General features: G+C 65.8%; 21 protein-coding genes. 14 read left to right on the top strand and 7 right to left on the bottom strand.

Annotation, left to right across the window (positions count from 1 at the left end):
• The first annotated feature begins 156 nt into the window (after positions 1–156).
• The 3 genes from ASC37_RS08550 to nfi all read left to right on the top strand — a co-directional run bounded on the left by ASC37_RS08550 (position 157) and on the right by nfi (position 2,955).
• Positions 157–1,248, top strand: a complete 1,092-nt coding sequence (locus ASC37_RS08550; protein ID WP_055423984.1) for an ISAs1 family transposase — start codon at positions 157–159, stop codon at positions 1,246–1,248.
• Positions 1,249–1,321: 73 nt separating this feature from the next.
• The gene (locus ASC37_RS08545; RefSeq protein ID WP_055423983.1) at positions 1,322–2,263 is read left to right on the top strand and encodes a DMT family transporter; all 942 of its coding nucleotides are present in this window, start codon (positions 1,322–1,324) and stop codon (positions 2,261–2,263) included.
• Positions 2,260–2,955 carry a deoxyribonuclease V gene (nfi, locus tag ASC37_RS08540; protein ID WP_055423982.1) on the top strand — a complete coding sequence of 232 codons (696 nt, stop codon included), beginning with the start codon at positions 2,260–2,262 and terminating at the stop codon, positions 2,953–2,955. The genes ASC37_RS08545 and nfi overlap by 4 nt, the downstream gene beginning before the upstream one ends.
• Positions 2,956–3,619: 664 nt before the next feature.
• On the opposite strand, the gene ASC37_RS08535 is transcribed toward nfi, so the two are convergent.
• On the bottom strand, positions 3,620–4,126 hold the full coding sequence (locus ASC37_RS08535; RefSeq protein WP_055423981.1) for a DUF6803 family protein: 507 nt from the start codon (positions 4,124–4,126) through the stop codon (positions 3,620–3,622).
• A gap of 595 nt (positions 4,127–4,721) precedes the next feature.
• Here ASC37_RS08535 and ASC37_RS08530 point away from each other — a divergent pair.
• Genes ASC37_RS08530 through ASC37_RS08515 form a run of 4 tightly spaced genes read left to right on the top strand, consistent with a single transcriptional unit; the run spans position 4,722 to position 8,518 of the window.
• Positions 4,722–5,726, top strand: coding sequence for a sulfate ABC transporter substrate-binding protein (locus ASC37_RS08530; protein ID WP_055423980.1), 1,005 nt, complete (start codon positions 4,722–4,724; stop codon positions 5,724–5,726).
• Entirely contained in the window at positions 5,723–6,556 is an 834-nt protein-coding gene (gene cysT / locus ASC37_RS08525) for a sulfate ABC transporter permease subunit CysT (RefSeq protein ID WP_198289064.1), read from the top strand. Before ASC37_RS08530 ends, cysT begins: the two co-directional genes overlap by 4 nt.
• Position 6,557: 1 nt before the next feature.
• Positions 6,558–7,454 (top strand): sulfate ABC transporter permease subunit CysW, encoded by an 897-nt coding sequence (gene cysW, locus ASC37_RS08520; protein ID WP_055423978.1) that lies wholly within the window; start codon positions 6,558–6,560, stop codon positions 7,452–7,454.
• Entirely contained in the window at positions 7,451–8,518 is a 1,068-nt protein-coding gene (locus ASC37_RS08515; protein WP_055423977.1) for a sulfate/molybdate ABC transporter ATP-binding protein, read from the top strand. The genes cysW and ASC37_RS08515 overlap by 4 nt, the downstream gene beginning before the upstream one ends.
• On the opposite strand, the gene ASC37_RS08510 is transcribed toward ASC37_RS08515, so the two are convergent.
• Positions 8,515–10,140, bottom strand: a complete 1,626-nt coding sequence (locus tag ASC37_RS08510; protein ID WP_055423976.1) for a methyl-accepting chemotaxis protein — start codon at positions 10,138–10,140, stop codon at positions 8,515–8,517. The genes ASC37_RS08515 and ASC37_RS08510 overlap by 4 nt on opposite strands.
• A 188-nt stretch (positions 10,141–10,328) precedes the next feature.
• Between ASC37_RS08510 and ASC37_RS08505 the strand changes: the two genes are divergently transcribed.
• From ASC37_RS08505 to ASC37_RS08495, 3 genes are all read left to right on the top strand, one after another.
• Positions 10,329–11,387 (top strand): NAD(P)-dependent alcohol dehydrogenase, encoded by a 1,059-nt coding sequence (locus ASC37_RS08505; RefSeq protein ID WP_055423975.1) that lies wholly within the window; start codon positions 10,329–10,331, stop codon positions 11,385–11,387.
• Positions 11,388–11,484: 97 nt separating this feature from the next.
• A complete protein-coding gene (gene dmeF / locus ASC37_RS08500) occupies positions 11,485–12,522 on the top strand; it encodes a CDF family Co(II)/Ni(II) efflux transporter DmeF (RefSeq protein WP_218054545.1) in 1,038 nt (345 codons plus the stop codon).
• 91 nt (positions 12,523–12,613) lie between these two features.
• Complete coding sequence (locus ASC37_RS08495; RefSeq protein WP_055423974.1) at positions 12,614–13,951, top strand: alanine/glycine:cation symporter family protein; 1,338 nt, start codon at positions 12,614–12,616, stop codon at positions 13,949–13,951.
• 25 nt (positions 13,952–13,976) lie between these two features.
• Here ASC37_RS08495 and ASC37_RS08490 read toward each other — a convergent pair whose 3' ends face one another.
• Positions 13,977–16,421 (bottom strand): sensor domain-containing diguanylate cyclase, encoded by a 2,445-nt coding sequence (locus ASC37_RS08490; protein ID WP_055423973.1) that lies wholly within the window; start codon positions 16,419–16,421, stop codon positions 13,977–13,979.
• A gap of 285 nt (positions 16,422–16,706) precedes the next feature.
• Between ASC37_RS08490 and ASC37_RS08485 the strand changes: the two genes are divergently transcribed.
• The 4 genes from ASC37_RS08485 to ASC37_RS08470 are packed head-to-tail and all read left to right on the top strand — an operon-like array spanning position 16,707 to position 19,704.
• Complete coding sequence (locus ASC37_RS08485) at positions 16,707–17,714, top strand: thiamine pyrophosphate-dependent dehydrogenase E1 component subunit alpha (RefSeq protein ID WP_055423972.1); 1,008 nt, start codon at positions 16,707–16,709, stop codon at positions 17,712–17,714.
• Positions 17,715–17,726: 12 nt separating this feature from the next.
• Entirely contained in the window at positions 17,727–18,764 is a 1,038-nt protein-coding gene (locus ASC37_RS08480) for an alpha-ketoacid dehydrogenase subunit beta (protein WP_055423971.1), read from the top strand.
• Positions 18,761–19,015 carry a lipoyl domain-containing protein gene (locus ASC37_RS08475; RefSeq protein WP_088178279.1) on the top strand — a complete coding sequence of 85 codons (255 nt, stop codon included), beginning with the start codon at positions 18,761–18,763 and terminating at the stop codon, positions 19,013–19,015. The genes ASC37_RS08480 and ASC37_RS08475 overlap by 4 nt, the downstream gene beginning before the upstream one ends.
• Positions 19,016–19,068: 53 nt before the next feature.
• On the top strand, positions 19,069–19,704 hold the full coding sequence (locus ASC37_RS08470) for a lipoyl protein ligase domain-containing protein (protein WP_055423970.1): 636 nt from the start codon (positions 19,069–19,071) through the stop codon (positions 19,702–19,704).
• 40 nt (positions 19,705–19,744) lie between these two features.
• Here the strand turns inward: ASC37_RS08470 and ASC37_RS08465 are convergent, their stop codons facing one another.
• The 4 genes from ASC37_RS08465 to ahcY all read right to left on the bottom strand — a co-directional run bounded on the left by ASC37_RS08465 (position 19,745) and on the right by ahcY (position 22,923).
• The gene (locus tag ASC37_RS08465; protein ID WP_055423969.1) at positions 19,745–20,173 is read right to left on the bottom strand and encodes a type II toxin-antitoxin system VapC family toxin; all 429 of its coding nucleotides are present in this window, start codon (positions 20,171–20,173) and stop codon (positions 19,745–19,747) included.
• A complete protein-coding gene (locus ASC37_RS08460) occupies positions 20,170–20,418 on the bottom strand; it encodes a FitA-like ribbon-helix-helix domain-containing protein (RefSeq protein ID WP_055423968.1) in 249 nt (82 codons plus the stop codon). Before ASC37_RS08460 ends, ASC37_RS08465 begins: the two co-directional genes overlap by 4 nt.
• Positions 20,419–20,596: 178 nt before the next feature.
• Positions 20,597–21,448 carry a methylenetetrahydrofolate reductase [NAD(P)H] gene (gene metF, locus ASC37_RS08455; RefSeq protein WP_055423967.1) on the bottom strand — a complete coding sequence of 284 codons (852 nt, stop codon included), beginning with the start codon at positions 21,446–21,448 and terminating at the stop codon, positions 20,597–20,599.
• A gap of 65 nt (positions 21,449–21,513) precedes the next feature.
• Positions 21,514–22,923 carry an adenosylhomocysteinase gene (ahcY, locus tag ASC37_RS08450; RefSeq protein ID WP_055423966.1) on the bottom strand — a complete coding sequence of 470 codons (1,410 nt, stop codon included), beginning with the start codon at positions 22,921–22,923 and terminating at the stop codon, positions 21,514–21,516.
• Between the last annotated feature and the right edge of the window lie 54 nt (positions 22,924–22,977).

The following is a 22,977-nucleotide window of genomic DNA, read 5'->3' as shown; positions in this document are numbered from 1 at the left end:
CAGGGCCATCGCACTCGAATGACATGCATTTCCTGAAAATTTTCAGAAAAGTCGTTCACGTTCAATAGGTTATGCAGCCATCTTGTGAACCCTCTCGAAAACGCGTCTACTCTCGTCTTTTGGGCGATGGAAATGCGCGGAGCGGGAGTCAGTCTGATGGAGAAACTCAGTGAGCTTGAAGATCCTCGCCAGCCGAGTAACGGCACCCGCCACGACTTCCGGGAGATCCTGGTGATCGCTGTGTGCGCCATGCTCTCGGACGCCGATAGTTTCGAGGACATCGCGCTGTGGGGTCGGCTCAAGGCCGACTGGCTGCGGCGTTTTCTGGTACTCAAGAACGGGATCCCTTCGCAGGACACGTTTCTGCGTGTGTTCCGGGTGCTCGACCCGAAGCAGTTCGAATCGGTGTTCCGGCGTTGGGTGGGCGGGATCGTTGGCGCACTCGATGGCGTGATGGCCGTCGACGGCAAGACGCTGCGCCGCTCGGCCGATGGCGATGCGCCGCCGGTGCACATGGTCAGTGCGTTCTCGACCGAGCTCGGTCTGGTGCTCGGTCAGGAGAAGGTGGCGGGCAAGAGCAACGAGATCACCGCCATCCCTGAGTTGCTTGAAGCCTTGCACATCAAGGGTTTGCTCGTGAGCATCGATGCCATGGGCTGCCAGCGTGAGATTGCCGCCAAGATCACCGAGAAAGGGGCGGACTACCTGCTCGCAGTCAAGGGCAACCAGCCCACGCTGCATCAGCAGGTGCGTGATCTGATCAGCGATGCGCAGGTCGCCACCGACGGCTTCAAGCACGTGGACAAGTCCCATGGCAGGACGGTGATGCAGCTTAGTTGGGTCGCCGCCAGTGGCAAGGAGATTGACTCCGCGCTCTGGCCCGGCTGCAAGACGGTCGGCTGTGTCGTCTCGCAACGCGTGGTCGGCGACAAGGTGGCTGAGCTGGAAGAGCGCTACTACATCAGTTCGCGCAAACTCACCGCCGAGGAGTTGGCCGATACCGTGCGTGCGCACTGGGCCATCGAGAACAAGCTTCACTGGATGCTCGATGTCTGCTTCGGCGAGGACGACTGCATGATCCGCAAGGACAACGCACCGCAGAACCTCTCGCTGCTCAAGAAGATCGTGATGAACCTGATTCGTGCGGACAAAACCGACACCGCCAAGACGAGCCTGCGACTCAAGCGCAAGCGGGCGGCCTGGGATGACGATATCCGTATGAAAATGCTGGGGATTCATCCGTTATGACTTTCGAGTGCGATGGCCCTGGGTGTCGCCTGCCGTCCGGTGGGACGGTTTTCCATGGAGTGAAAGAAAGACGATGACGATCCGGGAACACCCTGCGCTCGGCTGGTGGATGGCTTTTGCCGGCGCGTTCGGCTTCTCCTTCAAGGCGGTGCTCGTCAAGCTCGCCTACCGCTACGGCGTCGACGCCGAGACCATCCTCGCCCTGCGCATGGGCTTCGCCTTGCCGTTCTTCCTGCTGCTCGGCTGGGCGGCGGAGCAAAGGGCGGCACACCGCCTCAGCGTGCGGCAGTGGGGTATTCTCTTCGTGCTCGGTTTCCTCGGCTATTACGGCTCGAGCTACCTCGACTTCCTCGGGTTGCGCTACATCAGCGCCGGCCTGGAGCGCATGATCCTCTTCTGCTACCCGACACTGGTCGTGCTGATGTCGGCGGCCTTCCTCGGCACGCGGCTCGACCGTCGAACCCTCGCTTCACTGGTCGTCTGCTACGCCGGGCTCGCGCTCGCGCTAGTGCACGACCTTGGCCAGAATCCCGGCAGCGCGCACGACGTCTGGCTGGGCGGCGGGCTCGTCTTCGCCTCGGCCGTGGCCTACGCACTCTACCTTCTCGGCACCGGCCAGGTGGTGGCGCAAATCGGCGCTTCCCGCCTGAGCGCCTGGGCGACGACTTTCGCCTGCCTGCTCGTGCTCAGCCAGTTCGCTGTCATGCGTCCCCTGCCATCGCTGTGGCAGCAACCGGCGCCGGTGCTGTGGCTCGGCCTCGCCATGGCGCTCGTCTCCACCGTCGCCCCCGTATGGCTTGTCTCCGAAGCGATCCGCCGCCTCGGATCCGGACCCGTCTCGATGAGCGCCACCCTCGGCCCCGTGCTCACCCTGCTGCTTGGCGCCTGGCTGCTCGACGAACCGCTCGCTTTCACCCAGCTCGCCGGCTGCGGACTGGTGATCGGCGGGGTGGTGATGATGAGCCGGCGGCCCCGCCCCGTTTCCGCGGCCACGGCGGCAGGGGAGGGTGGATGACGGATCTCTCCCTGCTGCACCCCCGCACAGTGGACGAGGCGATCGCCCTGCAGCGCGAGATCGCCCGGCGGGTCGTGTGCGAGGACGCGAACGGCCCGGTACGTCGCGTGGCCGGCGTCGACGTCGGCTTTCCCGGCGGTGGCACACGGGGACGGGCCGCCGTCGCCGTGCTCGATTTCCCCTCGCTCGCCTCGAGCGAGACGGCTGTCGCGGAGGACGAGGTGGACTTCCCCTATGTGCCGGGTCTGCTTTCCTTTCGTGAGCTGCCGGTAGTGCTGAATGCGCTGGAGCGGCTCTCGGCCCCGCCCGATCTGCTCCTGGTGGACGGTCAAGGCCGGGCGCACCCGCGCCGCTGTGGCATCGCCTGCCACCTAGGCGTGCTCACCGATCTGCCCAGCATCGGCGTGGCCAAGTCGCGCCTCGTCGGCACGCACGACCCGGTGCCGCAAGAGCGCGGCGCCTGGGTGCCACTGCGCGACGGAGAGGAAATCATCGGCGCCGTGCTGCGCACCCGCGTGGGCGTGCACCCCGTCTACGTCTCCATCGGCCATCGCGTGAGCCTCGAGCGCGCCGTAGACTGGGTGATGGCCTGCACCACCCGCTACCGCCTGCCCGAGACGACCCGCGCGGCCCATGCGCTCGCTTCAGGGACTGCTCGGAAGCGAGAAACAGGGGGTGAGGGCTTGGTCTAGGCTTCGAGCGAACGCCGTGTGGAGTGCCTCTAATGCGTCAGGTCCCGGACGATCGCATCGACCCGCGACGTCGTGCATCATTATTGGGTCGTGAGGGTCCGACTGTACGAGAACGCCACCACGACCCCTGCGACCCGGCGCACCATTCAAAGCTCGAACCTGCCGGTGCGCCGCCTTGCCCGAGAACTGGAGTGTCGGCGGAGAACATTCGACCTGGCAACAAGCACCGATGCTGAAGACCCGGAGCTTCCTGCAAGCACTCCTCGAGGCAGCCTCTTGCGCCTGAGTATGATCCTCTCCTACAACGGCAAGGAATTCACCGATTCATTACCCGCGCAAGAACATACCCCTACGGAAGCGCATACCTTCGATGTCCTGTACCAGGCGCTCGAGATCGAGCATCGGCTGACCAATGCAACGGCCGCATCAGCGAGGTCAAAGCCATGGTGCATGTTACACCCATCGAAGCCATGAAAAGATGGTTCGCGGAAAGTGATCGGCGCAAGTTTCGACGAAGTCAAAAAGCGGAACGCTTCATAAAAAAGACCACGGAATCATCCAGGACCTTGCGCCTGTTGGGTCCCGGACGATTGCGTTGAACCAGCACGCCGACGATCCGTCCGCGTCATTCCCGTCTGGCCGTCGGCATGCTTTTCTCTCAACTTCAGTGGTTTATCATATGCTCTGTTGGCATGTGTGCAGCGTCTTGGTCGATGAGATAAGGATTCATCATGCCGAAAATCATGGCTACATGGGAGAGTACCAGGAATGCCGCCACCAGCAGGGCATGGAGGAAGAGCTTGCGCTCTTCAGGGCTTGAACGGGCGAGTACGCCGAGATCAAGGAGCGCGAGCCCTGCCAAGGGGATCGCACCAGAGAGATAGAAACCGACGGCGATCATGTCGATCATGCCGCGCCACTGGCCGGTGAGGGTGAGCGGCACGACGACGTTGGGCAGGAGGTAGGCGAATACCCCCAGGAAATACACACCGGCGAGGATACTGGCCAAGCGGTTGAGGGCGCGCAGCCAACCGCCTCGAGAGCGAAGCAAGAGGATGAACAATTCGGTGATGGCCACCGTCTCCGCGAGGATGACGGGGATCGCCATGAAAAGGATCAGATTCCAAGGCTGGTTTTGGGCCAGCAGTTCCATGTAATGCGTCATGGGCATGAGATTCTCCTTGCCATGTAAAGGGCGTGCGACATTCGGCCGGGCAGGATGTCCGGCTTGGATCGAGGGTGTGCAGGGAGAATCAGGCTCGGGGTGGGGGATGGTCAGGCTGCGGGGTCTCGCCCGGTTTAAGCGAACGGCTGTGTGCCAGTAAGACCGGTCGTCCCATGTGGTGGAAGACAACAGGTTGGATGGGTAGGCAGGGCGAAAACGCGACCGCGCAGTGCAGCTGGCATGGGGCGCTGGCTTTGGCAGCGAGCGGGTGTTCCGTGTGGCAGGTCGGGTGATCGGCAACAAACGAGCCATGCGTCGGCAGGGGAGGGGCTGCATGTTCTGCGGCCAGAATCGGCCCTGCCCACAGTCCCTTGAGGAGGAGAGCGCAGATCATGAGCATGACGAGCCGGCGATGGTGCAAGGTCGAAGGGCCCCCTGTTTTTTCCATTGTATATCGAGGCAAGGGGAAACCCTGCAGTACTTTAGCCAAATGGATACGGTTAATCGAATTTATTCTTTCGAAGAATAACCTACCAACCCCCACCCCGTTGAACCGCCTATACCCCTTCGCTACCATCTTCTTCATCTCACCGGAGGATGGATGATGCGTTCCTGGCGTTTTCTTGCCGCCCTGGCGGCCTTGCTGACACTGGTCGCGGCCGGCCCGGCGCGGGCCGAGACGAGCCTGCTCAACGTCTCTTACGACGTCTCGCGCGAGCTCTATAAAGAGATCAACCCGCTCTTCGCCGCGTCCTGGCAGGCGAGCAAGGGGGAGGCGGTGACGATCCGCCAGTCGCATGGCGGCTCGTCCAAGCAGGCGCTTGCCGTGGCGGCGGGGCTGGAGGCGGACGTGGTGACCATGAACCAGGCGTCCGACCTCGAGCTCCTGGCCGAGCGCGGGTTCGTCGCGCCCGACTGGCGCACGCGTTTTCCCAATCAGGCGGCACCTTATTCCAGCACCATGGTCTTCCTCGTGCGTCAGGGCAATCCCAAGGCCATCCGCGATTGGGACGATCTCGTGCGCGAGGGGGTGCAGGTGATCGTGCCCAATCCCAAGGTGACGGGCAACGGCCGCTATACCTATCTCGCGGCCTGGGGCTACGCCCGGCAGAAGACGGGCTCGGACGAGGGGGCGCGCGCCTTCGTCACCAGGCTCTTTCGCAACGTGCCGGTGCTCGACGGCGGCGGGCGCGGGGCGACCACCACCTTCACCCAGCGCGGCGTGGGCGATGTGCTCGTCACCTTCGAGAACGAGGCTCGCCTGATCGCGCAGGAGCTGGGCGGCAAGGAGTTCGAGATCGTCTATCCGTCCGTCTCCATCGAGGCGCCGGCGCCGGTGGCGGTGGTGGAGCCGGTGGTGGCCAAACGCGGCACGGCAGAGGTGGCGCGCGCTTATTTGCAGTTTCTCTTCAGCGAACCGGCGCAGGAGGTGATGGCCAAGCACTACTTCCGCCCCAGTGACCCCCAGGTGCGCCAGCGTCACGCGGCGCGTTTCCCCGAGGTGCGCACCTTCACCGTGGAAGAAGTCTTCGGCGGCTGGGCGGCGGTGCAGCGCACGCACTTCGCCGATGGCGGCGTGCTCGACCAGATCCTCGGGCAGAAATGATGGCTGCGCACACGGGCGTGCTGCCGGGTTTCCGCCTCACGCTGGGCTATACGCTGCTCTACCTCTCGCTCATCGTGCTGCTGCCGGTGGCGGCGGTGTTCGGCAAAACGCTGGAGCTGGGCTGGGGCGAGTTCGTGGACGTGGTGAGCAACCCGCGGGTGCTCGCCGCCTACCGGCTTTCTTTCGGGGCGGCGCTCGCGGCGGCGGCGATCGATGCCGTCTTCGGCCTGCTGCTTGCCTGGGTGCTGGTGCGCTATTCCTTTCCCGGCAAGCGCCTGGTCGACGCCCTCATCGACCTGCCGTTCGCGCTGCCCACGGCGGTGGCCGGCATCGCACTCACCGCGCTCTACGCGCCCAACGGCTGGTTGGGCGGGTGGCTCGCCGCGCTCGGGGTCAAGGTCGCGTTCACGCCGCTGGGCATTCTCGTGGCGCTCGTCTTCATCGGCATTCCTTTCGTGGTGCGCACGGTGCAGCCGGTGTTGGAGGAATTCGAGCCGGAATTCGAGGAGGCGGCCGCGAGCCTGGGGGCGAGCCGCTGGCAGGTGTTCCGCCACGTGATCCTGCCGCACGTGCTGCCGGCCACCGTCACCGGGTTTGCGCTCGCCTTCGCCCGTGCCGTGGGGGAGTACGGCTCGGTGATCTTCATCGCCGGGAACATCCCTTTCGTCTCGGAGATCGTGCCGCTGCTCATCATCGGCCAGCTCGAACAGTACGACGAGGCGGGCGCCACCGCCATCGCCACGGTGATGCTGGTCATTTCCTTCACCCTCTTGCTCGTCATCAACGCCCTGCAAGCTTGGGCCGCCCGTCGCGGCGGCAAGGAGCAATGACATGGACGCCGTTGCCGCGTTGCCCGCGCTCGAACTGCCCGCCCGCCGCGCTGCCGTGCGGCCGGTCACCACCGAGCCCGTCTGGGTGCGACGCGCCCTGATTGCGCTCGCGCTCGCCTTCTTCGGTCTCTTTCTGCTGCTGCCGCTTGCGGCCGTCTTCGTCGAGGCGCTGCGCAAGGGCTGGGCGGTGTATCTGGCCGCACTCGTCGAGCCCGACGCGCTCGCCGCCCTGAAACTGACGCTGCTGGCCGCCGCCATCGCCGTGCCGCTCAACCTCGTCTTCGGGGTGGCGGCTGCCTGGGCGATCGCGAAATTTTCCTTCCGCGGCAAGGCACTGCTGCTCACCCTGATCGATCTGCCCTTCTCGGTCTCGCCGGTGGTGGCGGGGTTGGGGCTGGTGCTGCTCTTCGGCAGTTCCGGCTGGTTCGGCGCCTGGCTCGCGGCGCACGAGGTGAAGATCCTCTTCGCCGTGCCCGGCATCGTGCTCGCCACCGTCTTCGTCACCTTCCCCTTTGTGGCGCGCGAGCTCGTGCCGCTCATGCAGGCGCAGGGGCGCGAGGAGGAAGAGGCGGCGGTGGTGCTGGGCGCGAGCGGCTGGCGCACCTTCTGGCACGTGACCCTGCCCAACGTCAAGTGGGGTCTGCTCTACGGGGTGATCCTCACCAATGCCCGCGCCATGGGCGAATTCGGCGCGGTGAGCGTCGTCTCCGGACACATCCGCGGCCAGACCACCACCCTGCCGCTGCACGTCGAGATTCTCTACAACGAATACCAGTTCTCGGCGGCGTTCGCCGTCGCCTCGCTCCTGGCGCTGCTCGCCCTGGTGACCCTGGTCGTCAAGCACGCCATCGAGCGGCGCGGCGATTTTGCCGCCCTGCGCCGTGGGAGCCGCACATGAGCATCGAAGTCCGACACATCTGCAAGCGTTTTGGCGCCTTTACTGCGCTGGCCGACGTCTCGCTCGCCTTTCCCGACGGGGAACTCGTGGCGCTGCTGGGCCCTTCGGGCTGCGGCAAGACCACTCTGCTGCGCGTGATCGCCGGCTTGGAGCAGCCCGACTCGGGGCAGGTGCTCTTCGACGGCGAGGACGCTTCCGACACCCACGTGCGCGAACGCCGCGTCGGTTTTGTCTTCCAGCACTACGCGCTCTTCCGGCACATGAGCGTGTTCGACAACGTGGCGTTTGGCCTGCGCATGAAACCGCGGCGCGAGCGCCCGAGCGAGGCCGAGATCCGCCGCCGCGTGATGGCGCTGCTCGAACTCGTGCAACTCGACTGGATCGCCGATCGTTTCCCCTCGCAGCTCTCCGGCGGGCAGCGCCAGCGCATCGCGCTCGCCCGGGCCCTGGCGGTCGAACCCAAGGTGCTGCTGCTCGACGAACCCTTCGGGGCGCTGGATGCGAAAGTGCGCAAGGAGCTGCGCCGTTGGCTTCGGCGCCTGCACGACGAGCTGCACGTCACTTCCATTTTCGTCACGCATGACCAGGAAGAGGCGCTGGAAGTGGCTGATCGCGTGGTGCTGATGCACCGCGGCCGGGTCGAGCAGGTGGGCTCGCCCGAGGAGGTCTATCATCATCCCGCCACGCCCTTCGTCTATGACTTCCTCGGCTCGGTCAACCGCTTCGAGGGGCGTATGGAAGCAACGGGGCTGCGGGTGGGCGAGTCGCTGCTGCCGCACGAGGCACCGCTTCCCGCCGGTGAGGAGGTGGTCGCCTTCGCCCGGCCTTTCGAGCTCGACATCGTTCCGGCCGAGTCGGGGCAGGGCGTGCCGGCGCGCGTGGCCCGAATCCTGGCCTTCGGGGCGAGCGCCCGGGTGGAACTGGACGGGGAGGGCGAGCCCGCGCGCCGCTTCGAGGTCGAGCTGCCGCGCGAGCGCTGCGCTGCCTTGGCGCTTTCCCCCGGCCAGCCGGTGCGGCTCGTGCCGGCCCGGCTGCGGGTGTTCGCCGTACGCGCTGAACCCTAGCCGATCTTGAACCGGCCTACCGCCTGGCGCAGCGTCTGCATCGCCTCCTCGATGAGTTTCGCCGTGGCGCTGGCGCGGCTGACTGCTTGGTGGTTCTTGTCGGCCATCTGCACGATGGTCTCGACGTTGCGCGCCACCTGGTTGCTGGCCACCGACTGTTCCTTGAGCGCGTCGGAGATGTGGCTGGCGTAGTCGATGACGCGCCCCGAGCCCTCGGCGATGCGCTCGATCGACTCGCCCGCGGCGTTGGCGAGCTGCACCCCCTGTTCGACCTCGGCCACGCTGGTCTCCATCGCCGTCACGGCCTGCTTCGTGCCCTGCTGGATGTGGGCGATCATCTCGGTGATCTCCTGGGTCGACACGGTGGTGCGCTCGGCCAGTTTCCTCACCTCGTCGGCCACCACCGCGAAGCCGCGGCCGTATTCGCCGGCGCGCGCCGCTTCGATGGCGGCGTTCAAGGCGAGCAGGTTCGTCTGCTCGGCGATCGTCTCGATCACGTTGACGATGGAGGTGATCTCGGCGGAATGTTTCTCCAGCTGGCCGATGTCCTTGGCCGTTTCGGTGACGCGATCGGCGATCTTCTTGATGCTCTCGACCGTGCGCTGCATCACCTCGCCACCTTCCTTGGCGATGGCACCCGATTCGCGGGCCACGCTGCTCGCTTCCTCGGCATTCTTCGCCACCTCGCCGATGCTCACCGTGAGCTCTTCCACCGCTGCGGCCATGGTGGAGGAGGCGTCGTTCTGTTCATTGACGGCGCGCTCCACGTCGCCGGCGACGGTGGCAAGCGTCGTGGCGGCCTCGGAGAGGTGATCGGTGTTGCGCCGGATCTCTCCCAGCATCTCGCGCAGCGATTGCTGCATCGTGGCCACCGCCTGTAGCATCCGGCCGATCTCGTCGCTACCCTCGACGCGCACCGGCGTGGTGAGATCCCCGGCAGCGGTGGCCTCGGCCGCCTGCAGCGCGATGGCGATGCGCCCTCCGATGCTGCGCGCGAGCGCCAGGGCGAGCGTGATCGCCAGGGCGAAGGCCACCGCGCCGCTGCCGTATAGAACCCAATGCGTCTGGGTCGAGACTTCGTCCAATCTTTCCAGCCGTTGCTGGAGCAGTCCGTGCCGTTCTTCAATGATTTGGGCAAAGGTGACGCGAATCTCATCCATTTTGGCCTTGCCGCGCTCGCTGCGCACGAGCGCTTCCATCTCGGCAAACGAGGCCCTGCCGGCATTGATTTCTTGCCGCAGGGCGATCAGCGGCGTGAGCCCTTGCTGCTGCCACTCCTTGCCCATGGCTGCCAGCCGTTCGATCGCCGCGCGGCGCTGCGGAGTTTGGGTGTTTGCCAAAGCTTCCTGGAATGCCTTCTGGAATTCCTGTTCGCCGATCTGGACCGGCTCGAGAAAACTCTCCTTGCCCGAGAGGGCGAAACCGCGTACGCCGGTCTCCATGTTGATGAGCGCCTCGCGCATGCGGGTGAGGGCAGTAATGACCCCGTGCGAGCGGTCGACTTCCTCGACGGCCTCCGCCATGAGCGACAGATTGTAAGAAGTGACGGTGATCACGACGGCGATCATCGCCGCCACGGCGCAGAACGAGGTGATGAGCTTGCTCTTTACGCTGAGAGACATGATTGGACCTCGGCTCGGAAGGATGGTTGCTGAACATTTTAGGGCAGGGCGAGGCGGATCGATGCGAAAAATGACGTGGTTTTTTCTGGCAAATCCGCGTTTTCATGATCCTGACACCACGACGGTGCTATGCTGATGGAAGTGTGAGGCCGCATGGTGCCGCTTCACCGTCGTGCAAGGAGAACTCTATGAAGAAGACCATGAAAGCCGCCGTGTTCGTCGCGCCGGGGCGCATCGAGCTGCAGGAGCGCCCGATTCCCGAGATCGGGCCCACCGATGCGCTGCTGCGCGTCACCACCACGACGATCTGCGGCACCGACGTGCACATCCTCAAGGGGGAATACCCCGTGCGGCCCGGCCTCATCATCGGTCATGAACCGGTGGGCATCATCGAGAAGCTCGGCAGCGCCGTCACCGGCTTCGAAGTCGGCCAGCGCGTCATCGCCGGGGCGATCACGCCCTGTGGGCAGTGCAACAGTTGCCTCGACGGCGTCTCCAGCCAGTGCGGCGGCAAGGTCATGGGCGGCTGGCAACTGGGCAACACCATCGACGGCTGCCAGGCCGAGTACGTGCGCATCCCCAACGCCCAGGCAAACCTCACTCCCGTTCCCGATGGCCTCACGGACGAAGAAGTGCTGATGTGCCCCGACATCATGAGCACGGGGTTTTCGGGGGCCGAGAGCGGCGAAGTGCGCATCGGCGACATCGTCGTCGTCTTCGCCCAGGGGCCCATCGGCTTGTGCGCCACCGCGGGGGCGAAGCTCAAGGGCGCCACCAAGATCATCGCCGTGGAAACGGTGCCGGCGCGTGCCGAGATCGCCCGGCGGCTCGGGGCCGACATCGTCATCGACTTCAAGCGCGATGATCCGGTGCAGAAGATCATGGAGATCACCAACGGGCGCGGCGTCGACGTCGCCATCGAGGCGCTGGGCACGCAGCGCACCTTCGAATCCTGCCTGCGCGCGCTCAAGCCGGGCGGCACGCTCTCGAGCCTGGGCGTGTATTCCGGCAAGCTCGAGCTGCCGCTCGACGCATTCGCCGCGGGACTGGGCAACCACAAGATCGTCACTACCTTGTGCCCCGGCGGCAAGGAGCGCATGCGGCGCCTGCTGGAAGTGGTCGCCAGCCGCCGCGTCGACCTCACCCCGCTCGTGACGCACCACTATAAGCTCGACGACATCGTGGCCGCGTACGATCTCTTCGCCAATCAGCGCGACGGCGTGCTGAAGGTGGCGATCAAGCCGTAATCCTGACCGGGGGTCGGCCGCGCCGGAGTTTGGCGCGTGCCGTGCTCGCGCGGGTCCTGTGCTAGAATGAGAATCGTTCTGGCATCGGACCTTTTTCATGGCTTCGACCATGTCTTCGACCCCACCGCTCGCGCCCTGGCAGCATCCCTTCGAAGTCGATCCCCATGCCCGGCAGCGCATGCGCCGCACCGCGTGGGTGGTGGCGCTCACCTTCGTGACCATGGTCTTCGAGATCGCCTTCGGCTATCTCACCGGTTCGATGGCGCTCACCGCCGATGGTTGGCACATGGGCTCGCACGTGGCCGCGCTCGGCGTGGCGGTGTTCGCCTATCACTATGCCGAGCGGCATGCCGCCAACCCGCGCTTCACCTTCGGCACCGGCAAGGTGAGCGCGCTCGGCGGCTATACCAGCGCGCTGCTGCTTGCGCTCGTCGCCCTGGGGCTGGTGTGGGAGTCGGTCGAGCGGCTGCTTGCGCCGCGCACGATCGCCTACGACGAGGCGCTGCTGGTGGCGGTGATCGGACTCGTCGTGAACCTGGCGAGCGCCGTGATCCTTGGGGCGGGGCACGAGCATGACCACGGTCATGGACATGCGCACGGCCACGGGCATGAAGGGGATACGGCGCATGGGCACGAGCATGGTCGTGCGCCGAAGCAGCAGGGTGGGGCGACGGTCGCGGAGACGATCGGGCGCGCCCCGGTCGATCCGAACTACCGCGGCGCCTTCCTGCACGTGCTGGCCGATGCCTTCACCTCGGTGCTGGCGATCGCCGCGCTCGCTGCGGGGAAATGGGGGGGGTGGGCGTGGTTCGACCCCTTGATCGGCCTGGTCGGCGCCGCCGTCATCCTCTATTGGAGCGCGGGGCTTGCGCGCACGTCCATGCGCTCGCTGCTCGACGCGGAGGATTTCGGCGCGCTCGAGCACGAGATCGTCGATCGCCTGCAGCGCGACGGCCTCACCCGCGTCACCGATCTGCACGTCTGGCGCCTGGGGCCACAGACCTTCGCCTGCATCGTCACGCTCGATTCCTCGCAGCCGGAGAGCGCCCAGCAGTACAAGGAGCGGCTCAAAGACCTGTCGGCCCTGAGTCACCTGACCATCGAAGTCAATCGCACCCCGGCAGGGGAGGGTTGAGGAGCGGTACAACCTCGGCTTATCATCATGCGATCGCGCCGACGCCTTCCTTGAGCGTGAACCGACCTAAAACACCAAAGAGGAGCGAGACATGGAAACCCTAGACCGATTGCTCTCGACGTTGGCCAACTTCGTTTGGGGCGTGCCGATGCTGGTGTTGCTGGTGGGCACCGGCCTGTATCTCACCATCGTGCTGCGGGGCGTGCAGTTCCGCGCTTTGGGGCATGCTTTTCGCCTGATCTTCCACAAGGAGCCGAGCGCCGCGGGAGATATCAGCCATTTCGCCGCGCTCACCACGGCGCTTGCGGCCACCGTGGGTATCGGCAACATCGTCGGGGTGGCGACCGCCATCACCCTTGGTGGGCCGGGCGCGGTATTCTGGATGTGGGTGACGGGGCTGGTGGGCATGGCCACGAAGTATGCCGAAGCGGTACTGGCGGTGAAATACCGCGAGCCGGGGGCGCTCGGCTACAAGGGCGGGCCGATGTATTACCTTACCAACGGTCTGGGGATGCGCTGGCTCGGCGTACTCTTTGCCGTCTTCACCGTGATCGCCTCCTTCGGCATCGGCAACATGACGCAGGTCAATGCGGTGTCGCAGCTGCTCGCCTCCACCGCCGGCATCCCAACCTGGATCTCGGGCGGCGTGATGCTCTTTCTCACCGCGCTGGTGATCCTGGGCGGGGTGAAGAGCATCGGGCGCTTCACTGCCTGGCTCGTGCCCTTCATGATCTTTTTCTACTGCCTGGCGGCGATCGTCGTGCTCGTTTTGCAATGGGATCGACTGCTGCCGGCGCTCGAATCGATCTTCTACTACGCCTTCCACCCGCATGCGGCCGCGGGCGGCTTCGCTGGGGCAACGGTGGCGGCGGCGATGCGCTATGGCCTGGCGCGCGGCGTGTTCTCCAACGAATCAGGGCTGGGGTCGGCGCCGATCGCCGCGGCGGCAGCCAAGACCGACGATCCGGTGAAACAGGCCCTGGTGTCGATGACCCAGACCTTCATCGACACCCTGGTGGTGTGCACCATGACAGCGCTGGTGATCCTGACGGCGCCGCACTGGCTCGAAGGGGTTTCGCCGGCGGATCTGACGATGCGCAGTTTCGCGCACAACCTCGGCAGCGTCGGTGCCTGGGTGGTGATCATCGCCACCGTGCTCTTTGCCTATTCCACGGTGATCGGCTGGAGCTACTATGGCGAGAAAGCGTTCGAGTTCCTCTTCGGGCACAAGGCGATCCGCATCTACCGCACGGTGTTCGTGGCGGTGATCCTGGTGGGAGCCACGGTGAAGCTGGAGCTGGTGTGGAATTTCTCGGACGTGGCCAATGGCCTGATGGCGGTGCCCAACCTGGTGGCCTTGCTGCTGCTCGCCCGGGTGGTGAAGGCGGAGACGGAGCGATACTTTGGCCGGAAGGGTGGGCCGTCTTGAGCGATCAGAGTGAGCGAGGGCCGGGTCAATCGGGCTGCGAGGTCGCACAGGCGGCCACCACCCGGTTTCGCCCCTCTTGCTTTGCGCGATAGAGGGCGGCGTCGGCGCGCGCGAGGGCGACTTCGGGGGAGGGGTCTTCGGGCAGCAGTTCGCTGGCGCCGATGCTTACCGTCATGCGCAGTTCGGGGTGTTGGGGCACGCGGCAGTAGGAGGCCACGGCGTGGCGGATGCGCTCGGCGAGCAGAAGCGCGCCGGCAAGATCGGTGTGCGGCAGGAGCACGGCGAATTCTTCGCCGCCGACGCGGCCGGCGAGATCGGAGCTGCGCAGCGAATCGCGCAGGATCTCGGCAAAGGAGCGCAGCACGGCATCGCCTACGGCGTGCCCGTAGCGGTCGTTCACCGCTTTGAAGTGATCGAGATCGAGCATCAGGACGGCGCAACGGTCCCCTTTGCGGGCCACGCGTTCGCCGGCAAGCAGCAGGGCGGTGAAGAACCGGCGGCGATTGGCCAAGCCCGTAAGCGGATCGGTCTCGGCCTGGTGCCGAAGCTCTTCCTGCATGGCCTTGATCTGCGTGATGTCGGTGAAGACGACCACGGCGCCGCTTCCTGGCACGGGCGTGGCGGTGAGCAGCACGGGGATCAGGTGCCCATCACGGTGGAGGAAGTAGCTTTCCTTCCGTGCGATGATTTTGTTTTCCAGCATGGCACGGAGCACGGGGCATTCCTGGCGCGGATGGGGCGTGCCGTCGGGGTGCTGACCGTGGATCGTCTGATGGGCGTCGAGCCCGAGGACTTCGCTGGCGCGGTAGCCGAGGATACGCTCCGCCGCGGGGTTCCAGAAGACGATCGCACCGTCCGTGTCGATGCCGAAAATGCCTTCGCCGACGGCATCGAGCAGCGTCTTCAGGGTCTGCGCTCGCTCGGCGGCGATCCTCGAGGCTTCCTGGGCGCGGCGGATGGCGCGCTTGTACTCGGTGACGTCCATCACCAGGCCGACGAGGTAGCGTGCCCGGCCGTTTTCGTCGAACAGGGGGGTGATGGAGGCCGAGAACTCGCGCCAGCCGTGGGCGGTGGCCATCGCGGTCTCGGTGCGCAGGGTCCGTCCTTCCTCCAGACTGCGTCGGAGATTCTTTTCGATGTGTTCGGCGGTCTGCGGTGGAAAGAGCTCGCGGGGGCTGGCGCCGATCCAGCGCTCGGGCGACAGGCCGAACAGCTCGTAGAGCTTGGCGTTGCCAGTGCGGAAGCGGAATCCCTCGGGGGTGACCTCGGCCACGTAGCAGATTTCCTGGAGGTTATCGAGCACGGTGTGGTAGAGGACTTCCTGCTCGCGCAGCTTGCGCTCGGCCTCGACGCGCGCGGTGATGTCGGCGATGAAGCCGTACCACAGGGTGGATCCGTCGGGCTGGCGCTCGGGGGTGGCTTCACCCTCGGCCCAGACGATGTGCCCGTCGGGATGCACGTGCCGGTAGAGGAGCCGCCAGGGTTCGAGCGTGGCCACGGAATGGTCGGAGGTTTCCCTCATCGCCGCCTGGTCTTCGGGGTGCACCGAGGCAAAGAAGGGCGTGGCGTCTTCGCGCACCGCTTCCGGGTCGATGCCGCAGATGCGGCGCATGCCTTCGCTCGCGTAGGGGAAGGACATGTGATCGTCCGGTGTACGTTTGAAGATGTAGATGACGCCGGGCAGGTGGCGGGCGAGCTTGTCGAGCAGCGCCCTTTGCTCGGCTTCGCGGCTGACGTCGAGGAGTGCTCCGCTGAGAAACTGGGGCCGACCTTGTCCGTCGCGTACCAGGGTGACCTTGTCTTCCACCCAGACATAGTGGCCGTCGGCATGGCGCAGCCGGTAGCGGCGCAGGAGCGTGTCGTCGGGCCAGCGGCGGAAGTCGAGCGTGCGCTGCACCGCGTCGCGATCCTCGGGGTGGATGCGCTCCAGCCACCAATGCGGATCGGAACACGGTTCTACCGGTAGGTTGCCCAAGAGGTCCTTGACGTTCTCGCTGACGAAGAGGGGTTGGGTGGTGCCGGTGGCCGGGACCGCGTAGAGCACGGCGGGGCTCGCGCGCAGAAAACCGTCCAGGCGGGCGCGTTCTTCGTCCAGCGCTTCTCGCATCCGCCGCAGCTCGGTGATGTCCCGCTGAAAAGAGACCAGCACCGTTTCCCCGTCGAGCGTGATCGGCTGGATGATCTCGTCGGCCCAGTAGAGCGAACCGTCCTTGCGGCGGTTGAGGATGTCGTTGCGCCAGCGCTGCCCGGAGAGCACCGTCTGCCAGAGCGTGCGGTAGAACTCGAGGGACATCTGGCCGGACTTGAGCAGGCGCGGCGTCTTGCCCACGATTTCCTCGCGTGCGTAGCCGGTGAGCCGGGTGAATTCGGCATTGACGTCGCGCACCACGCCGTTCGTATCGGCGATGAGGATGGCGTCGGGCGAGTGCTCGAAAAGGGGGCCGGCGAGCAGAGCGAGGGCAGTGTGCATGGGGGCTCACGGCAAGAAGCCGTTTGAATTATAAGGGGCGAACGGAGTATTTCGGTTGGCGTATGGCGGGCTTAAAGACCAAGTGTAAGCGAGCAGGCACGTGGTTTGCTGGCGACGCCTGCTCGATAGGACTTGGACGAGAGTTCGTAACGGAAGTGGTGTTCGGCGCTGAGAGGGCGCCGGACGCCGAGCCGCAGGAACTTTGGCGGGGGCGTTCTGGCGGAGGCGCTGGTTTTGCCCTATTCTTTTCAGGTCACGATCCGTGACCCACGCCAGGAGGAGATCATGTCGCCGAGCAAAGCGCAGCTGCTGTGGATGTACGAGAAGATGGTCGAGATCCGCTACTACGAGGAGACGATGGCCAAGGTCTATCTGGAAGGAAAGCTGCCGCCGCACATTCAGAAGGGGCTCGCTTTCGACATCGGCTCGGGGCCGGTGCCCGGCGAGATGCACCTCGCCGCCGGGCAGGAGCCGGTGGCGGTGGGCGTGTGCGCGCATCTGCGCGATGAAGACACGGTGGTGGGCACGCACCGGCCGCACCATTTCGCTATCGCCAAGGGGGTGCCGCTCGACAAGATGACGGCCGAGATCTTCGGCAAGAAGACGGGCCTGGGCAAAGGCAAGGGAGGGCACATGCACCTCTTCGACCCGGCGCACAATTTCAGCTGCAGCGGCATCGTCGGGGCGAGCCTGCCGCCGGCCTGCGGCGCGGCACTCGCGGCGAAGAAGCGCGGCCAGGACCGCGTCGCAGTGGCTTTCTTTGGCGAAGGGGCAGCGAACCAGGGGGCGTTCCACGAGTCGCTCAACCTCGCGGCGCTGTGGAAACTGCCGGCGATCTTCGTGTGCGAGGACAATCACTGGGCGATCTCGGTACCGAAAGAGAAGGCAGTGAGCGTGGCCTCGGTGGCCGATCGCGCCTGCGCCTACGGCATGCCGGGCGTGGCGGTGAAGGAGAACGACCCGCTGCAGGTGTTCGATGCGGTGGGCGAGGCGGTGGCGCGCGCCCGCCGGGGCGAGGGGCCGACGCTCATCGAAGTGAAGACCTTCCGTTATTTCGGCCACTTCCAGGGGGACGCGGAGGTCTATCGTCCGAAGGACGAGGTGAAGCATCTGCGTGAGCTCGACCCGATCCCTCGGCTTGCCGCGAGGCTGAAGCAGGATGGCGTGCTCACGGCGCAAGAGGAAGAAGCGATCGCCGCGCGGGCGCGGCAGCGCGTGGACGAGGCGTTTGCTTTCGCCCGCCAGAGTCCGTATCCCGCGCCGCAAGAGGCGCTCGAAGACGTGTTCGTTTGAGGGGGGTGAGAGATGGCTGGACGTAGACTGACGATGGCGGAGGCGATCTCAGCGGCGTTCGCGCAGGAGATGGAGCGCGATCCGAACGTATTCATCATGGGCGAGGACGTCGGCGTCTATGGGGGCATCTTCGGGGCGACCAAAGGGTTGATCGAGAAGTTCGGACCCGAGCGGGTGATGGACACCCCCATTTCCGAGACCGGTTTCATCGGGGCGGCGATCGGGGCGGCGGCTGCGGGTATGCGTCCGGTGGCCGAGCTGATGTTCGTCGATTTCTTCGGCGTGTGCATGGACCAGATCTACAACCATCTGGCGAAAAACACCTACATGTCCGGCGGTAACGTGCGCTTGCCGGTGGTGATCACCACGGCGATCGGCGGCGGCTACAACGACGCGGCTCAGCATTCGCAGTGCCTCTACGGCGTGTTCGCGCACGTGCCGGGGCTCAAGGTGGTGGTGCCTTCGAACGCGTACGATGCGAAGGGGCTGCTCATCGAGGCGATTCGCGACGACAATCCCGTGCTCTACATGTTTCACAAGGGGATCATGGGTTTGCCGTGGATGGCCTACTTCGAGGGCAGTACGACCGAAGTGCCCGAGGAACCCTACACCATCCCCTTCGGCCAGGCGCGCGTCGTGCGTGAAGGCAAGGATCTCACCATCGTCACCTTGAGCCAGATGGTGCACAAGGCCGTGCTCGCGGCCGAGATCTTGGCGAAGGAGGGAATCGAGGCCGAGATCCTCGATCTGCGCACCCTGGTGCCGCTCGACCGCGAGGCGGTGCTCGCTTCCGTGGCCAAGACGGGGCGCTTGCTGGTGGCCGATGAAGACTATCTCGGCTTCGGTCTCACGGGCGAGATCGCCGCGATCGTCGGCGAGCATCTCGACCGCATCGCGCTGCGAGCACCGATCAAGCGGCTCGGGGTGCCCAACGTGCCGATTCCCTATAGCCGACCGCTGGAGCAGTTCGTGATTCCGCAAGTCGAGCACATCGTGGCTGCCGCCAAGGAAACGATGCAAGGGCGCGTGGCTGCAGGAGGACGTGCATGAGCGTGATCGAGATCCGGCTGCCTCCGGAGGTGTGGGAGGACGTCGACGAAGGGGTCGAAGCGTTGCTCGACAAGTGGCTTGTCCGCGAAGGAGAGCGGGTCGAGGCAGGGCAGCCGATCGCCAATGCGGTGATCGTAAAGACCAACGTCGAAGTGATCGCGCCGCAGGCGGGGCGTTTGGCGCAGATACTGGTGCCTGAAGGAGAGACTTTCGGCCGGGAACGGGCAATCGCGCGGCTCGAGGTGGTATGACGGGAGCGGCAAACCACGGTATTTCGGCTCCGAGGGTGGAAGTGAGCGCACCCATGCACCATTCCGTGGTGCTCGGGTGCGCGCAGCACCGTTTGCTGCCGGAAGTGGCGTCGCGCCTGCCGGCCGGCGTCGCCGTACGGGTGCGCGGCTCCGGGGGCGGCGCCGTGCTCGCCGGCCCGGGGTGGGTGAGTGCCGTCATTCATCTGCCCCTCGGCCATCCCTGGCTCGAGGGGAGCCTCGTCGAAGCCTACCGGCGCTGTGCCGAGGCGCATGTCGCCTTCTTCGCCGATCTGGGGTTGGCGGTGCGGGCGATACCGCCCGGTGCCGCTCCTGCGCCAGACGGTGGGCTGGATTGGGCTTGTTTCGGCGGCTTCGGCCCGTGGGAGCTCGCCGATACCAAGGGGCGCAAGCTCGCTGGTTTCGCCCAGCGGCGCACGCGCGAAGGCGCTGTCCTGGGAGTGGGCTTGCTGCTTTCCCCCGTCGCGTGGGCGCTGCTGTGCGAAGCTTTCGCCCGGCCGCAGGATGAACCCTTGCTGCGCGCACGCACGGTGAGCCTCTCGGAACTGAACGGCGCTCCGATCGAGCCGCAGGACTTCGTTGCGCGCTGGCAGCGGTGCTTGGAGCGGGTGATCGGTTTGAAGACCGACGTGCCGCAGCCTTTGCCAATGCAGAGAGAAGATCTGACGTAACGGGAAGAGAGCCCTTCCATGCAGCCCTGAGGCAACGGCCTCAAATAGGCATCATCCAAGGGTCGATGAGGCGCAAGACTGGGATGCCGGAAAAATCGCGTACGTTGCGGCTTGCGAGCATCAGGTCGCGACTGAGGGCGGTCGCCGCGATCTGGGCATCTTCTACGCTGATCGGACGTCCAGCACGTAGGCGAAACGCTACGATTTCTGCGTAGCGAACGGCGGCAGACTCATCGAAGGGAAGGCAGCGGCCGGCAAACTCTTCTTGGAACATGCTCTGCGCAACGCTGCAGAGCGCTTGGCGCTTCCGGCCGTCTGGTAAAAGGGCGATGCCCAGTTCGATTTCGGCACGGACGGTGGCACAGAGGTAGACCTGGGAGGGCGCTTGGCGATCGAGCCAGGCGAGCACCTGCGGCGCCGGGGCGGGGCGCATGAGTTCGGACAGGACATTGGTATCGAGCAGGATCATGCCGTCTCGTCGTGGAAGGGGGGCGGTCGCGGGGCCGTGCGGGGAGGGATGGGGAGATCGTCCACACCGAGGTCGTGGAAGCGCTGCGCGATGCGCCGGCCAAGCCCTGGTGTTTCCTCTTCCAGCACGGCGCGACGCAGCAGACGCCGGGCTTCCTCTTCCACTGAGACGCCGTCTTGCGCGGCACGCCGTTTCAAGGCCGACTCTAGGGTTTCGTCGATCTGGGAGATCGTCAAGCTCGACATGGAAGGCTCCGGTACATGCATCATGCCTTTCAGTGTAAGCATCGACCGTCCAGACGGCAAGAAAGTTCGCAGAATGGGGCACGGCTCTGCTGCCGTGCGCGACGTGATCGGGAGATTGCCCACGCGAGGCCGTGGAAGCGACGGACGATGCGCCGGCTTCGGGGCCGTACCGCAGCGATCAGCTTGTCGCGCACCGGGTCAATCCCAGCGCCTCGGCGATCGCCAGCGTCGGTTCGGCCTGATTCATGGTGTAGAAATGCAGGCCCGGGGCGCCGAGTTGGAGCAGCCGCTCACACAGGCGCACGAGCACTTCCAGGCCGAAAGCGCGCACCGACTCGGCATCGTCGCCGTAGGCTTCCATCTTCTTGCGGACCCAGCGCGGGATTTCGGCGCCGCAGGCGTCCGAGAAGCGCGCGAGCCGCGCGAAGCTGGTGATCGGCATGATGCCGGGCACGATGGGGGCGGTGACGCCGCGGCGCCGGGATTCCTCGACGAAGTGGGCGTAGGCGTCGGGGTTGTAGAAGTACTGCGTTAGGGCGCAGTCGGCGCCGGCGTGCATCTTGCGGGCAAACGCGTCGAGGTCGGCCAGGGCGCTTGCTGCCTGCGGGTGGTATTCGGGGTAGGCGGCGACGGCGATCCAGAAGTGATCGCCCGTTTCGGCGCGGATGAAGTCGACGAGCTCGCTCGCGTAGCGCAGCTCGCCGGGGTCGCGCACGCCGGAGGGGAGGTCGCCTCTGAGCGCTACGAGGCGTCGTACGCCGAGCGCCTGGTACTGCTGCAGGATCTCGCGGATCTGGGCGCGGCTGGCGCCGATGCAGGAGAGGTGGGGGGCGACGTCGAGCCCGGCGCGGTGCAGCCGCTCGACCACGGCGAAGGTGCGCTCGCGGGTGGAGCCGCCGGCACCGTAGGTGACGGAATAGTAGGCCGGGCGCAGGCGCTGCATGAGGCGCTGGCGCGCCTCATCGAGCTTGGCTTCGCCTTCCGCCGTTTGCGGCGGGAAGAATTCGACGGACAGTTCCAAGTGCTGCATCACGGGATTCCTCAGCGTTCGCGCGCACGCCCTCCTCACCGGGGCGGTGCGCGGCGGTGCGGGGCTCAGTAGCGGTAGTGTTCGGCCTTGTAGGGCCCGTCGAGGGGCACGCCGATGTAGGCCGCCTGCTCGGGCGTGAGCCGGGTGAGCTGGACGTTGAGGCGGGTGAGCTGCAGCCGGGCGACTTTCTCGTCGAGCTGTTTGGGCAGTCGATAGACGCCCACGGGGTAGCGCTCGGGGTGCGTGTAGAGTTCGATCTGCGCGAGCACCTGGTTGGCAAACGACGAGCTCATCACGAAACTGGGGTGCCCGGTGGCGCAGCCGAGGTTCACCAGCCGCCCTTCGGCGAGCAGGATGATGCGCTTGCCGTCGGGGAAGATGACGTGGTCGACCTGCGGCTTGATGTTCTCCCAGCGGTATTGGCGGAGCGACTCGACGTCGATCTCATTGTCGAAGTGGCCGATGTTGCACACGATCGCCTGGTCTTTCATGCGGCGCATGTGCTCGTGGGTGATGACGTGGTAGTTGCCGGTGGCGGTGACGAAGAGGTCGGCCTTGTCGCAGGCTTCTTCCATGGTCACCACACGGTAGCCTTCCATCGCCGCCTGCAGGGCGCAGATGGGGTCGATCTCGGTGACCCACACTTCGGCGCGCAGCGCCCGCAGCGCCTGGGCCGAGCCCTTGCCCACGTCGCCGTAGCCGCAGACGACGGCGATCTTGCCGGCGATCATCACGTCGGTGGCGCGCTTGATGCCGTCGAGGAGCGATTCGCGGCAGCCGTAGAGGTTGTCGAACTTGGACTTGGTGACCGAGTCGTTGACGTTGATCGCCGGAAAGCGCAGTTCGCCGCGCTCCTGCATCTGGTAGAGGCGATGCACGCCGGTGGTGGTCTCTTCGGTGACGCCGCGGATCGCCGCGATGCGCCGCGAATACCAGGTGGGGTCGCGCTCGAGCTGCGCGCGCACCCGGGCGAAGAGCACCTTTTCTTCGAGGGTCGTGGGGTGGTCGAGCACGCTCGGGTCGCGCTCGGCCTTGGCGCCCAGGTGCAGCAGGAGCGTGGCGTCGCCCCCGTCGTCGAGGATCATGTTGGAATGGCCGCCGTCGGGCCACTCGAAGATGCGGTGGGTGTAGTCCCAGTATTCTTCCAGCGTCTCGCCTTTCTTGGCGAAGACGGGGATGCCTTCGGCGGCGATGGCCGCGGCGGCGTGATCCTGGGTGGAGAAGATGTTGCACGAGGCCCAGCGCACCTGAGCGCCCAGCGCCACCAGCGTCTCGATGAGCACGGCGGTCTGGATGGTCATGTGCAGGCTGCCGGAGATGCGGGCGCCGGCCAGGGGCTGTTGCTCGGCGTATTCGCGGCGCAGCGCCATGAGGGCGGGCATCTCGCTCTCGGCGATGCGGATCTCCTTGCGGCCCCATTCGGCCAGCGAAAGATCGGCGACGACGTACTCGGAAATGGATGCGGCCTGGTTCATCGAAATGCTCCTATTCGGGAACGAGGCCGAGCGGATGCGCAGCTCACCTGCGTC

The organism is Tepidiphilus thermophilus (assembly GCF_001418245.1).
Lineage (GTDB): Bacteria > Pseudomonadota > Gammaproteobacteria > Burkholderiales > Rhodocyclaceae > Tepidiphilus > Tepidiphilus succinatimandens.
This window is presented reverse-complemented; position numbering and strand designations above follow the sequence as displayed.

Excerpts from the sequence above, each read along its gene's own strand:
- ASC37_RS08550 (WP_055423984.1), top strand. The coding sequence starts at position 157 with ATGGAGAAACTCAGTGAGCTTGAAGATCCTCGCCAGCCGAGTAACGGC.
- ASC37_RS08545 (WP_055423983.1), top strand. The coding sequence starts at position 1,322 with ATGACGATCCGGGAACACCCTGCGCTCGGCTGGTGGATGGCTTTTGCC.
- nfi (WP_055423982.1), top strand. The coding sequence starts at position 2,260 with ATGACGGATCTCTCCCTGCTGCACCCCCGCACAGTGGACGAGGCGATC.
- ASC37_RS08535 (WP_055423981.1), bottom strand. The coding sequence starts at position 4,126 with ATGCCCATGACGCATTACATGGAACTGCTGGCCCAAAACCAGCCTTGG.
- ASC37_RS08530 (WP_055423980.1), top strand. The coding sequence starts at position 4,722 with ATGATGCGTTCCTGGCGTTTTCTTGCCGCCCTGGCGGCCTTGCTGACA.
- cysT (WP_198289064.1), top strand. The coding sequence starts at position 5,723 with ATGATGGCTGCGCACACGGGCGTGCTGCCGGGTTTCCGCCTCACGCTG.
- cysW (WP_055423978.1), top strand. The coding sequence starts at position 6,558 with ATGGACGCCGTTGCCGCGTTGCCCGCGCTCGAACTGCCCGCCCGCCGC.
- ASC37_RS08515 (WP_055423977.1), top strand. The coding sequence starts at position 7,451 with ATGAGCATCGAAGTCCGACACATCTGCAAGCGTTTTGGCGCCTTTACT.
- ASC37_RS08510 (WP_055423976.1), bottom strand. The coding sequence starts at position 10,140 with ATGTCTCTCAGCGTAAAGAGCAAGCTCATCACCTCGTTCTGCGCCGTG.
- ASC37_RS08505 (WP_055423975.1), top strand. The coding sequence starts at position 10,329 with ATGAAGAAGACCATGAAAGCCGCCGTGTTCGTCGCGCCGGGGCGCATC.
- dmeF (WP_218054545.1), top strand. The coding sequence starts at position 11,485 with ATGGCTTCGACCATGTCTTCGACCCCACCGCTCGCGCCCTGGCAGCAT.
- ASC37_RS08495 (WP_055423974.1), top strand. The coding sequence starts at position 12,614 with ATGGAAACCCTAGACCGATTGCTCTCGACGTTGGCCAACTTCGTTTGG.
- ASC37_RS08490 (WP_055423973.1), bottom strand. The coding sequence starts at position 16,421 with ATGCACACTGCCCTCGCTCTGCTCGCCGGCCCCCTTTTCGAGCACTCG.
- ASC37_RS08485 (WP_055423972.1), top strand. The coding sequence starts at position 16,707 with ATGTCGCCGAGCAAAGCGCAGCTGCTGTGGATGTACGAGAAGATGGTC.
- ASC37_RS08480 (WP_055423971.1), top strand. The coding sequence starts at position 17,727 with ATGGCTGGACGTAGACTGACGATGGCGGAGGCGATCTCAGCGGCGTTC.
- ASC37_RS08475 (WP_088178279.1), top strand. The coding sequence starts at position 18,761 with ATGAGCGTGATCGAGATCCGGCTGCCTCCGGAGGTGTGGGAGGACGTC.
- ASC37_RS08470 (WP_055423970.1), top strand. The coding sequence starts at position 19,069 with ATGCACCATTCCGTGGTGCTCGGGTGCGCGCAGCACCGTTTGCTGCCG.
- ASC37_RS08465 (WP_055423969.1), bottom strand. The coding sequence starts at position 20,173 with ATGATCCTGCTCGATACCAATGTCCTGTCCGAACTCATGCGCCCCGCC.
- ASC37_RS08460 (WP_055423968.1), bottom strand. The coding sequence starts at position 20,418 with ATGTCGAGCTTGACGATCTCCCAGATCGACGAAACCCTAGAGTCGGCC.
- metF (WP_055423967.1), bottom strand. The coding sequence starts at position 21,448 with ATGCAGCACTTGGAACTGTCCGTCGAATTCTTCCCGCCGCAAACGGCG.
- ahcY (WP_055423966.1), bottom strand. The coding sequence starts at position 22,923 with ATGAACCAGGCCGCATCCATTTCCGAGTACGTCGTCGCCGATCTTTCG.